The 11972-nt window shown below is 61.5% G+C and carries 11 protein-coding genes; all 11 read left to right on the top strand.

The features are described from left to right. Positions 1-66 precede the first annotated feature (66 nt). The 11 genes from RAN89_RS16975 (at position 67) to RAN89_RS16925 (ending at position 11937) form a co-directional block, all read left to right on the top strand. On the top strand, positions 67-999 hold the full coding sequence (locus RAN89_RS16975) for a LysR family transcriptional regulator (RefSeq protein WP_313867398.1): 933 nt from the start codon (positions 67-69) through the stop codon (positions 997-999). Positions 1000-1021: 22 nt separating this feature from the next. After that, on the top strand, positions 1022-2596 hold the full coding sequence (locus tag RAN89_RS16970) for an ABC transporter ATP-binding protein (protein ID WP_313867397.1): 1575 nt from the start codon (positions 1022-1024) through the stop codon (positions 2594-2596). Continuing rightward, complete coding sequence (locus RAN89_RS16965; RefSeq protein WP_087494767.1) at positions 2589-3674, top strand: ABC transporter permease; 1086 nt, start codon at positions 2589-2591, stop codon at positions 3672-3674. The genes RAN89_RS16970 and RAN89_RS16965 overlap by 8 nt, the downstream gene beginning before the upstream one ends. Beyond that, positions 3674-4594, top strand: a complete 921-nt coding sequence (locus RAN89_RS16960) for an ABC transporter permease (RefSeq protein ID WP_313867396.1) — start codon at positions 3674-3676, stop codon at positions 4592-4594. The genes RAN89_RS16965 and RAN89_RS16960 overlap by 1 nt, the downstream gene beginning before the upstream one ends. Before the next feature lie 48 nt (positions 4595-4642). Further along, complete coding sequence (locus RAN89_RS16955) at positions 4643-5800, top strand: BMP family ABC transporter substrate-binding protein (RefSeq protein WP_313867395.1); 1158 nt, start codon at positions 4643-4645, stop codon at positions 5798-5800. A gap of 91 nt (positions 5801-5891) precedes the next feature. Then, positions 5892-6872 (top strand): aromatic ring-hydroxylating dioxygenase subunit alpha, encoded by a 981-nt coding sequence (locus RAN89_RS16950; RefSeq protein WP_313867394.1) that lies wholly within the window; start codon positions 5892-5894, stop codon positions 6870-6872. After that, on the top strand, positions 6872-7921 hold the full coding sequence (locus RAN89_RS16945; RefSeq protein WP_313867393.1) for an adenosine deaminase: 1050 nt from the start codon (positions 6872-6874) through the stop codon (positions 7919-7921). The genes RAN89_RS16950 and RAN89_RS16945 overlap by 1 nt, the downstream gene beginning before the upstream one ends. A gap of 288 nt (positions 7922-8209) precedes the next feature. Next, the gene (queE, locus tag RAN89_RS16940) at positions 8210-8845 is read left to right on the top strand and encodes a 7-carboxy-7-deazaguanine synthase (RefSeq protein WP_313867392.1); all 636 of its coding nucleotides are present in this window, start codon (positions 8210-8212) and stop codon (positions 8843-8845) included. Continuing rightward, positions 8842-9249, top strand: a complete 408-nt coding sequence (locus RAN89_RS16935) for a 6-carboxytetrahydropterin synthase (protein WP_313867391.1) — start codon at positions 8842-8844, stop codon at positions 9247-9249. The genes queE and RAN89_RS16935 overlap by 4 nt, the downstream gene beginning before the upstream one ends. 63 nt (positions 9250-9312) lie before the next feature. Beyond that, positions 9313-10644, top strand: coding sequence for a guanine deaminase (gene guaD / locus RAN89_RS16930; RefSeq protein WP_313867390.1), 1332 nt, complete (start codon positions 9313-9315; stop codon positions 10642-10644). 87 nt (positions 10645-10731) lie between these two features. Further along, positions 10732-11937, top strand: a complete 1206-nt coding sequence (locus tag RAN89_RS16925) for an MFS transporter (protein ID WP_313867389.1) — start codon at positions 10732-10734, stop codon at positions 11935-11937. Positions 11938-11972: the final 35 nt, after the last annotated feature.

Here is an 11972-nt window from a genome sequence, read left to right as displayed (position 1 = left end):
GAGGGTAATCCGGGTGTTGTTCCGTTTCCATACGCATTAGCATATGGGTCCAATTGAACGCTGTGTATGAGAGACCAATCCCTTTTCGACAAGATAGACCTTCATTTGATCAGGGTCCTTCATACCGTGTTAACCGAGCGTAGCGTTTCGAAAGCCGCCATCCGTCTGGGCATGCACCAGCCGGCGGTCAGCGCATCGCTTAAACGCTTGCGGGACTTTGCCGGCGACCCCTTGTTGGTGCGCTCCGGCTCCGGCATGGTGCCCACCGAGACGGCGCTGCGCATGCTCGAGCCCAGTGCCAGCATATTGCGTGCCGCAGAGATGTTGTTCTCGGACGCGCGGGGTTTTGAGCCCGCGGCGGCACGTAACACCTTTCGCTTGGCAGCCAGCGACTACCTGGATCCCCTGTTTCTGCCCCGTCTGGTGGCGCAGATCAAGGAGCAGGCCCCTTTTGCCGAGATTGAAATCCACCCCCTGAGCGGCGCGGCGGATTACCGCACCCAGTTGGCGCAGGGCGATATCGATGTGGTGATCGGCAACTGGCCACAACCCCCGGACGACCTGCATCTGGGCCGTCTGTTCGGGGACGAAGTGGTGTGCCTCGTGTCCAACAAGCATCCGGCCGTGCGCCGCGGCTGGGACCAGACCCAGTGGCTGGAAGCAGAGCACATTGCACCGGGCGCGACCCATCCGGGTGCCAAGGGCGTGATCGATGACCACCTGAGCGGTCTCGGCTTGCAACGCCACATCGTGGCCCGTTGCCCGCATTTCAGCCTGATTCCGGGCATGGTGGCATCAACCTTGCTGGTGTTGACTACCGGCCGCCAGTACTGTGAACGTTTTGTGGACACACTGCCGGTCACCCTATTGCCTTGCCCTGTGGAGTTTCCCCGCATGATGTACTACCAGCTCTGGCATGCCCGCACCCACACCAGTGCGTCCAATAAGTGGCTGCGTGAGCGCATCAAATCGGTGGCCGCAGAGCTCCGAAAAGAATAATTAAAGAAGACAACACGCCTGTATGGAATCCACTTCGCCTCCGACTGCCGTGCCGCGGCTGCAACTCACCGGCATCACCAAGGCCTACCCCGGCGTGATCGCCAACAGCGACGTATCGCTCACCGTGCTGCCCGGCCAGACCCATGCCGTGCTGGGCGAAAACGGGGCCGGCAAGTCCACCTTGATGAAGATCATTTATGGATCCATCAAGCCCGATGCCGGCCAGGTGCTGTTCAATGGCAAGCCCGCCCATATCCGCAACCCCAAAGAGGCGCGGGCCTTGGGCATCAGCATGGTGTTCCAGCACTTCAACCTGTTTGACACCATCACCGTGGCTGAGAACGTCTGGCTGGGTCTGGACAAAGCGCAAAGCCTGGAGCAGGTCACCGCCAGCATCACCGCCAAGGCGGCCGAATACGGACTGGACATCGATCCCAGCCGCCCAGTCCATACGCTGAGCGTGGGCGAGATGCAGCGGGTGGAAATCATCCGCGCCTTGCTGACCAACCCGCAGTTGCTGATTTTGGACGAGCCCACCTCGGTGCTGACACCCCAGGCGGTGGAGAAGCTGTTTGTGGTGCTCAAGAAGCTGGCCTCGCAGGGCTGCAGCATTTTGTACATCTCGCACAAATTGCATGAGATCCGTGAGTTGTGCAACGCCTGCACCGTGCTGCGCGGCGGCAAGGTCACCGGGGTGTGCAACCCGGCCGAAGAGTCCAACGCATCTTTGTCCCGCTTGATGATCGGTGCAGAACCGCCCCAGCTGGAGCACCGCCCTCAACAGGCCGGCTCCCCGGTGCTTACCGTGAAAAACCTGAGCCTGGCCCGCGAAGACCAGTTTGGCGTCGACCTGAACGGCATTTCGCTCACGGTCCATGCGGGCGAAGTGGTGGGCATTGCAGGTGTGTCAGGCAATGGCCAGAAAGAACTGCTGTACGCCCTGTCCGGCGAAGATGTGCGCGCACCCAAGGGCAGCGTCACCATGGGACGGGCGGATGTGTCTTCCCTGCACCCCGGCGGCCGGCGCAAGTTGGGTCTGCACTTTGTACCTGAAGAACGTTTGGGGCGCGGTGCGGTACCCACACTGAGTTTGGCCCAGAACATGTTGCTGACCCGCACGGAGTCCATCACGGCACCAAAATTTGCCGGCGGCTGGATCCGGGTGCGCCAGTTGGAAGACCATGCCGCGCGCATCATCAAGGCCTTCAACGTCAAGGCCAATGGCCCCACGGCTGCGGCGCGCTCGCTCTCCGGCGGCAATTTGCAGAAGTTCATCGTGGGCCGCGAGATCGACGCGGCGCCCAAGCTGTTCATCGTGTCCCAGCCCACCTGGGGCGTGGACGTGGGGGCTGCGGCCCAGATCCGCGGCGAGATTCTGGCCCTGCGCGATGCCGGCTGCGCGGTGCTGGTGGTAAGTGAAGAACTCGACGAATTGTTTGAGGTCAGCGACCGGCTGCATGTCATCGCGCGCGGGCGCTTGTCGCCTTCCGTACCGGTGGCGGAGGCTACGGTGGAAAAGATCGGGGAATGGATGAGTGGATTGTGGGAAGGTTCCGGCGCAGCTGCAGCCGCCTCTGTGGAGGTGGCCCATGGCTAAAGCCGGTTTGAAACTCGAAGCCCGCCCCCAGCCGTCCAAGGCCTGGGGCTACGGCTCCCCGGTGCTCGCGCTGCTGGTGACGGTGCTCATCGGTATTGTGTTGTTCATGGCACTGGGCAAAGACCCTGTGCGGGGTCTGCTGGTGTTCTTCTGGGAACCCATCAAAAGCGGTTACGCCCTGGGTGAACTGGTAGTCAAAGCCACGCCTTTGCTGGTGATTGCGTTGGGCTTGGCCGTGTGTTTCCGCTCCAACGTGTGGAATATCGGTGCCGAAGGGCAGTACATCATTGGTGCCATTGCAGCAAGCGGCGTCGCCCTGCTGGCAGAGAAGACCACCGGGGGCTGGATCGTCGTACCCGTGGTGCTGGCCGGCATTGCCGGTGGCATGGTGTGGGCCGGACTCACGGCGTTCTTGCGTGACAAGTTCAACGCCAACGAGATTCTGGTGAGCCTGATGCTGGTGTATGTGGCAGTGCAAGTACTGGGCTATCTGGTTTACGGCCCCTGGAAAGACCCCTTGGGTTACAACTTCCCCCAGACCAAGACCTTTGAGGCAGCGACCCGTATTCCCCGCTTGTTCCAGGGCTCGCGCATGAGCATCGGCGTGTTGTTCGCGCTGGTAGGTGTGGCCGGGGTGTGGATTTTCCTGTTTCGTACCCGCGCAGGTTTTGCCCAGCAGGTGGGTGGCTTGGCGCCAGCAGCTTCCCGCTATGCAGGTTTTTCATCCCGCAAGGCGCTGTGGACGGCTTTGCTGGTGTCCGGGGGTATGGCAGGTTTGGCGGGAGCGCTGGAGGTGGCTGGCCCCATCGGGCAACTCACTCCGTATGTGCCGGCCGGTTACGGTTTTGCCGCGATCATCGTGGCGTATGTGGGGCGTTTGCACCCCGTGGGCATGGTGTTCTCGGCGCTGCTGATGAGCATGTTCTACATCGGCGGCGAATTGGCCCAGTCCCGATTGGGCTTGCCCAAGTCGCTCACCGGCGTGTTCCAGGGCCTGTTGTTGTTCAGTCTGCTGGCCTGCGACACCTTGGTGAATTACCGCCTGAAATGGGTCTCCGCTGCAGGAGGTAAAAAATAATGGATGCATACGCACTGCTGATCGCAGCGACTTTGAATGCCGGCACCGTGCTGGCCATCGCCTCGCTGGGCTTGTTGATCAATGAGAAAGCCGGCATCGTCAACCTCGGTGCCGAAGGCATGATGCTCTGTGCTGCCATCGCGGGTTTCGCCGCCGTGGTGCATACCGGCAGCGATGTGGCAGGCTTTGCGGCCGGCATTGCCGCCGGAGCGGTCATGGCGGCAATCTTCGGGTTGCTGGTGATCTGGCTCAACACCAACCAGTACGCCACCGGATTGGCGCTCAGCTTGTTCGGCGCGGGCTTCTCGGCGTTTGCAGGCATTTCGTATGTGCAGGAAAAAATGCCGGAGCGGCCGAGCTTTGCCATTCCAGGCCTGTCGGACATCCCCTTCATCGGCCCGGCCTTCTTCAAGCACCACCCCATGGTGTACCTGACGGTGCTGTTCGCCTTGGGATTGATCTGGTTTTTGTACCGCACCCGCGCCGGCTTGATTCTGCGCAGCGTGGGCGAGAGTCCGGAGTCGGCCCATGCGCTGGGCTACCCGGTGCGCGCCATCCGCTTGGGCGCGGTGGTCTGCGGCGGCGCGCTGTGCGGCTTGGCAGGTGCCTATATTTCGGTGATTTACACGCCCCTGTGGGTGGAGGGCATGGTGGCCGGCAAGGGCTGGATTGCGCTGGCCCTGACCACTTTCGCCACCTGGCGCCCGGCACGGGTGTTGCTTGGTGCTTACCTGTTCGGGGGCGTGACCATGTTGCAGTTCCACCTGCAAGGTATCGGGGTAGAAGTGCCAAGCCAGTTCTTGACCATGCTGCCCTATATTGCGACCATTGTGGTTTTGGCCCTGATTTCGCGTAATCCGCGCTGGATACGGATTAATATGCCGGCTTCCATCGGCAAGCCGTTTTATCCGGGCTCGTGATGCGCGATTGTTTCGTTTCCATCCCTCGTTTTTTTATAAGGAAGTGACATGACAGATTTGCAAAAACGCTCCTTGCTGAAGGTAGCGGCCCTGACAGCCGTTGCCGGCGCAGCACTTGTCGGCTGCGGCAAGAAGGAAGAACCGGCGCCTGCGCCCGCACCGGCTCCCGCAGCCTCTGCGCCTGCTCCCAAGCCAGAGCCCCTGAAAATCGCGTTTGCCTACGTAGGTCCTGTGGGCGACGGCGGCTGGACCTTTGCACACGACAACGGCCGCAAAGCCCTCGAAAAAGAGTTCGGCGACAAGATCGTCACTTCCTTCGTGGAAAACGTGCCCGAGTCTGCTGACGCTGAGCGCGTCATCCGTGAAATGGCCAGCAGCGGCAACAAGCTGATTTTCGGCACCACCTTCGGTTACATGGAGCCCATGCTCAAAGTGGCGCCCGAGTTCAAGGACGTGAAGTTCGAACACGCCACCGGCTACAAGCAAGCCGAGAACATGCGCACTTACGACAGCCGCACCTACGAAGGCGCTTATATGGCTGGCGTGATCGCAGGCAAGATGACCAAGTCCAACACGCTGGGCGTGGTGGCTTCCATCCCAATTCCTGAAGTGATCCGCAACATCAACAGCTTCACATTGGGCGCACAAAGCAGCAACCCCAAGGTCAAGACCAAAGTCGTATGGGTGAACGGCTGGTTCGACCCACCAAAAGAAACCGAAGCCGCGACCTCCCTGATCAACGGCGGAGCTGACGTTCTGTTCCAGAACACCGACTCTCCTGCCGTCTTGAAGACTGCAGAAGCCAAGGGCAAGCGTGCCTTCGGTTGGGATTCCGACATGACAGCCTATGGCCCCAAAGCCCACTTGGCTTCTTCCATCATCAACTGGGGCCCTTACTACATCTCTGCAACCAAGGCAGCATTGGATGGTTCCTGGAAGGGCGGTACCGGTTCCTGGTTGGGCGTGAAGGATGGCGCGATCGACATCGTTTCCATTGCTGAAGACGTGCCTGCTGAAACCAAAGCCAAGATTGATGAGATCAAGAAGGGTCTGACCGACGGTTCCTTCGCGATTTGGAAGGGCCCCCTGAAAGACAACACCGGCAAGGAAGTCTTGAAAGACGGCGAAACTGCTGACGACAAGTTCCTCTCCGGCGTGAACTTCTACGTCAAGGGCGTGGAAGGCAAGGTTCCCGGCGCCAAGTAATGGTGACCCGGTAAGTAAAAGGGCCGCCCCGTGCGGCCCTTTTTTGTTCCTGTGCAGTGGTGCACATGGCATGAGACTGGAAAGCAGACCTTTGAAAGAACATTCACTCTGGCACCCTGTGATGGCTGCCAACGGCCTGACCGACGCACCGCTGGCAGTCACCCTGCTGGAGCAGGAACTGGTGCTTTGGCGCGATGCCACGGGTCTGGCACATGCTTGGGGCGACCAGTGCCCGCACCGTGGTGCCAAGCTCTCCCTGGGCCGCGTCTGCGCCGGCCGCTTGGAGTGCCCGTACCACGGCTGGCAGTTTGAAGCGGGAGGCCAGTGCGTGCATGTGCCCGCGGTGCCGTCGTTTGTGCCGCCCGCCAGCCATGCGGCGCGCACCCATGCGGTGGTAGAGGCTTATGGCCTGATTTGGGTGCAGTTGTTGCCGGATGCGGTTGTGCCATTGCCTGCTTTTGCTGCCGAGACCGACGCACAATTGCGCAAAGTGCTGTGCGGCCCGTATGACGTGGCGACCAGCGCGCCGCGCATTGTCGAAAACTTTTTGGACATGGCGCACTTCGGATTTGTGCACGAAGGCTGGTTGGGCATGCGCGAAGCCACCTCTATCGACGACTACCGGGTCGAGCCCACGCCTACCGGCTTGCTGGCCACCCAGTGCCGAGCCTGGCAGCCGCAAAGCAATGTGCACTCCACCGCTACAGCGCATGTGGAATACACCTACGAAGTCGTCGCCCCGTATACCGCTGTGTTGACCAAGGTGCCGGATGCTGCCAGTGTGGCGCTGCAGGGCTTTCGCGAGTCCATTGCGCTGTTCATTTGCCCGACTACACCTGAAACCAGCCGCGTCTGGTTCCGCCTGGCCATGGCGGACTTTGACTCGCCCGACAACAAGCTGCAGGATTTCCAGCACACCATCTTCATGCAAGACAAGCCTGTGCTCGAATCCCAGCGGCCGCGCCGCCTGCCTTTGGATGTGCGCGCCGAAGTACACACCACGGCGGACAAAGCTTCGTCCGCCTACCGCCGCTTTTTGAAGCAAGAAACAATCACTTTTGGAGTCTGCTGATGCGCACCCATCCCAACGTTCCCACCGTCGCCGCTGATCGCATGCCCGCTCTGTTGCGCGCCATGCCCAAAGCCGAACTGCACATGCACATCGAAGGCTCGCTGGAGCCTGAGCTCATGTTTGCACTGGCCAAGCGCAACAGCGTGCCCCTGCGCTTCCCTAGCGAGCAGGCGCTGCGCGACGCCTATGTGTTCAACAACCTGCAAGAGTTTCTGGACATCTACCACGAGGGCACCATGGTGCTGAAGACCGAGCAGGACTTCTACGACATGACTTGCGCGTATCTGGCCAAAGCGCAAGCCGACAACGTGTTGCACACAGAAATCTTCTTCGACACCCAAACACACACTGGCCACGGCTTGAGTGCCGAGACGGTGATCAACGGCCTGTACCGCGCCTGTGCGGATGCGCCTGCCAAGTTCGGCATGACAGCCTCGCTGATTTTGTGCTTTCTGCGCCACCTGAGCGAAGAGGAAGCCTTTGAATGCCTGGAGCAGGCGCTGCCACTGCGCGACAAGATTGTGGGCATAGGCTTGGCGTCCAGCGAAGTCGGGCACCCGCCTGAAAAGTTTGCCAAGGTCTACGCCCGCGCCCGCGAGTTAGGCTTCCGGCTGGTGGCGCACGCAGGTGAAGAGGCGCCCCCCGCCTACATCTGGAGCGCGCTGGATGTGCTCAAGGTCGAGCGCATCGACCACGGCGTGCAAGCCATTCACGACGCAGCCCTGATGCAGCGCCTGGCTGCCGACAAAATGCCGCTCACCGTGTGCCCGCTGTCCAACCTGAAGCTGCGCGTGTTCCCCACACTTAGCTCACACAACATCGGCACCATGCTGGATGCCGGCATCATGGCTACTGTCAACTCCGACGACCCGGCGTACTTCGGCGGCTACCTGAACGAAAACTTCACCCAGACATTTGCCGCCCTGGGCCTAAGCGCCCAGCACGCGTATGCGCTGGCACGCAACAGCTTTGACGCCAGCTTCATCGACGCATCCCTGCGCCAGAAGTATGTGCAGCGCTTGGATGAGGTGTTTGAAACCTTTCGCTAAGCACCCGCCAAGCACTCTGGACCGCCCCGGGGCGGCGTTTGAGTGCCAAATAGGCCTCAAATTCCCGCTATGTCTGCGCGGGCAGCTATCAAATAGATAGTATTTGCTGCGCTGTATACCGTTGGCAGAGCCGCACGCTAAAATCCAACCCAAGGCCCGCTGCTCCGGCGGGCCTTGCCTTTTGTGTTCCGGAGCCATGTAGAGGACTACCATGTACAAAAACCTCGCCGCCACGCCTGTGGCCGCTTGTTGTTTCTCCCGCTCATTCGCTGTGGCTGCGTAACGGCCATGGCATACCAAGTCAAAGAAATTTTCTACACACTGCAGGGCGAAGGCTCGCACGCAGGGCGCCCCGCCGTGTTTTGCCGCTTTGCGGGTTGCAACCTGTGGTCCGGCCGGGAGCAGGACCGCGCGACCGCTGTCTGCCAGTTTTGCGATACCGACTTTGTGGGCACCGACGGCACGCTGGGCGGCAAGTTCAACACCGCGCAGGGGCTGGCTGAGCGCATTGCGGCGCAATGGCCGGCTGGCGACACAGCGCACCGCTTTGTGGTGATGACCGGCGGCGAGCCGCTGCTGCAAGTCGACACCGCGCTGATAGCCGCGCTGCACGCATTAGGCTTCCAGATCGCGGTGGAAACGAACGGCACCGTCTTGGCGCCCGAAGGCATCGACTGGATTTGCGTGAGCCCCAAAGCCGGCTCGCAGTGGATCCAGCGCCAGGGCCATGAGCTCAAGCTGGTGTGGCCGCAGGCCGGCATCACCCTGGAGGAGTGCGAGGCGGCAGACTTCAAGCACCGCTACCTGCAGCCCATGGACAGCCCGCAGCGCGCGGCCAACACCGAGACCTGCATCACCCAGTGCATGCAACGCCCGGCGTGGCGCCTCTCCCTGCAAACCCACAAGATCACAGGCATCCGATGACCCAAGCACCCGCCATTCCGCTCCCCCGCAGCTGCGAGGTCAGCCAGAAGTTCTTCTTTGACGCCGCCCACACGTTGAAACGCACGGTAGATGACGCTGAAGAGATCGCCGGAAGCCGCCGCATCCACGGCCACACCTACCATGCCGAAGTGACCGTCGCCGGCAGTGCCGATGCCGACACCGGCATGGTGGTGGACCTCGGTCATTTGCGTAACGCCATTCAGGTGCTGCGACCTCAGTTGGATCACCACCTGCTGGACGAAGTGGAAGGCTTGGGCCCCGGAACGCTGGAGAATCTGGCTGCATTCATCTGGCGCGCCATGGCGGCTGAATTTTCGGGCCTGTCGCAAGTGCGCGTCTGGCGCGATGGCATCGGCGACAGCTGTACGCTGCGCGCCCACTGATTGTCAACGCTTGGTACAGACATTGCTGCTACGCCACCTCCTGCGTCTTTGAAGCTCGCCACCATGAACGCCTACCGCGCCTCTCTCCTCTGGTTTGCCCCCCGCAGCGAGGGCGTGGCCCGTGCCCTGTATGAGCAGGATGGCCTGCTGGTTGTCGGCCCCGACGCGCAGGGCCGGCAGGTGGTGCAGGCCATCGGTGCGTACAGCACCGTGTCACGGCAGTATCCGCAGGTGCCCGTGCAGCATTTTCCCGGGCGCATCATCGCGCCGGGATTTATTGACCTACACATCCACTACCCGCAGATCGACGTCATCGGTTCGCCCGCCAGCGGCTTGTTGCCCTGGCTGGAGAACTACACATTCCCTGCAGAAAATCGCTTCTCCGCGCCCGACCACAGTGCGCAAGCAGCTACTTTTTTTATAGCAGAGCTGCTGCGCAATGGCGTGACCACCGCACTCACCTTTGCCACTTCACACCCCGAGTCGGTGAACGCCTTGTTCGCGCAAGCGCAAGCCAGGCACATGCGCCTGATCACCGGGCTGGTGCTGATGGACCGCCATGCGCCGGACTACCTGGTGAACCAGGGGCAGGGCAGCCTGAGCGGCACCGAGCAAAGCCTGCGCGATACCGAGTCGCTGATCCAGCGCTGGCACGGCGTGGACCGCCTGGGCTACGCCATCACCCCGCGCTTTGCGCCCACCAGCACCGATGCCCAGTTGCGTGGCGCGGGCGAGTTGGCCAAGCAATACGGTGACGTATGGATCCAGAGCCACGTGGCCGAGAACAAGGACGAAATCACCTGGGCGCGAGAGCTGTTTCCGGCGTCCCGCTCCTACCTCGCCACCTACGACGACTTCGGCCTGATGCGCGAACGCGCCATCTACGCCCACTGCATTCATTTCGATGACGACGACCGCGCCTTGATGCGCGACACCGGCGCGGCCGCGGCCATCAGCCCTACCAGCAACCTTTTCTTGGGCAGCGGCTTTTTCGACTACGAAGGTGCCGACCGCGTGGGCTACCAGTACGGGCTGGCCAGCGATGTGGGGGGCGGCACATCGTTCAGCCCCTTCCACACCATGCTGGCTGCGTATTACGTAGGCCGCGAAGGCCAGACCAAGCCCGGCCTCTCGCTCACACCCCAACACCTGTGGTGGCAACACACTGCCGGTGCCGCAGGCGCTTTGGGGCTGGACGGCTCAAATGGTGGGCCTGCGGTAGGCAACTTGCTGCCCGGTTGCGAGGCCGACTTTGTGGTCCTCAACCCCCAAGCCACACCGCTCCTGGCCCGCAAGACGGCGTTGGCATCCAAGCTCGACGAGCTGCTGTTTAGCCTGATCGTGCTGGGCGATGACCGCCTGGTCGAGCAAACGGTGATTTCCCAAGCTATTTAGGCCCCTGGCGCCCGTGGATGTTGCGCGAGCAGCTCCTGTTTTTGTAGCGACTGCGCTCCTGCACCTCGCACTGTTCCCAAGGAATTCATGCATTCAAAAGAAGACGCCACCCCGTTGACACGGTTTCAGGTGGTACTGGTTATCCTGGCACTGGCTTGCGGGGGCTTCGGTATAGGTACGGGTGAATTCGCCATCATGGGCTTGTTGCCGGATGTGGCCGCCACGTTTCAGGTCAGCACGCCGCAGGCGGGTTATGTCATCAGTGCCTACGCTTTGGGTGTGGTGGTGGGTGCGCCGCTGATTGCCATTGCCGGCGCCAAGGCGTCGCGCCGTTCGCTGTTGCTGATTCTGATGTCGGTGTTCACGGTGGGCAATCTGGCCAGTGCACTGGCGCCGGATTTCCTGAGCTTTACGGTGCTGCGGTTTCTGACAGGGCTACCGCACGGTGCGTACTTTGGCGTTTCGGCGCTGGTGGCTGCCTCGCTGGTGCCGGTGCAGATGCGCGCACAGGCGGTGGGCTACGTGATGATGGGCCTCACCGTCGCGACGCTCCTGGGCACGCCGGTGATGGCGTTTTTCGGGCAATCCTTGAACTGGCGCGTGCTATTCCTGTCGGTGGGTGCGATCGGCGCGCTGACCGTCACGCTCATCTGGCTTTACTTGCCGCACGACAAGCCCACCGAGGGCGCGGGTGTGATGCGTGAGCTGGTGGCGTTCACCCATCCCCAAGTCTTGCTGACCCTCACCCTGGCGGCAACCGGCTTCGGCGGCATGTTCTCCATCTTTTCGTACATCGCCGGGACCGCTACCGAGGTAGCACACATGCCCGCGGGCATGATTCCGGTGATCATGGCTTTGTTCGGTGTGGGCATGAATGTGGGCAATGTGGTCGGTTCCAAGCTGGCAGACATTGCCTTGATGGGCACCATAGGCGGCATGCTGGTGTTCAACATCGTCGTGATGAGCTTGTTCAGCCTGACAGCAGGTTCACCCTGGATGCTGTGCACCTGCACGTTTTTGATCGGCTGCACCTTCGCCGCCGGCCCGGCCATTCAGACCCGCTTGATGGATGTGGCTGCCGATGGCCAGACGCTGGCCGCAGCTTCTTTGCACTCTGCATTCAATGTGGCCAATGCGTTGGGTGCGTGGCTGGGCGGCTTGGTGATTGCCTTTGGTTACGGCTACGCCGCCACCGGCTATGTGGGCGCGGTGTTGTCATTCTTCGGTTTGTTTGTGTTTGCGGCGTCTGTCATGCTGGAGCGGCGTGCCAATGGCAGCTTGCGTCCAGCCTGATTGGAGGCGTCAGCCACCGGAGCGACGTCAAGCCA

The sequence above is a fragment of the Rhodoferax mekongensis genome (assembly GCF_032191775.1).
Classification (GTDB): Bacteria; Pseudomonadota; Gammaproteobacteria; order Burkholderiales; family Burkholderiaceae_C; genus Allorhodoferax; species Allorhodoferax mekongensis.
The sequence above is the reverse complement of the archived record's forward strand: the minus strand, read 5'-3'. Positions and strand labels throughout refer to the sequence as shown.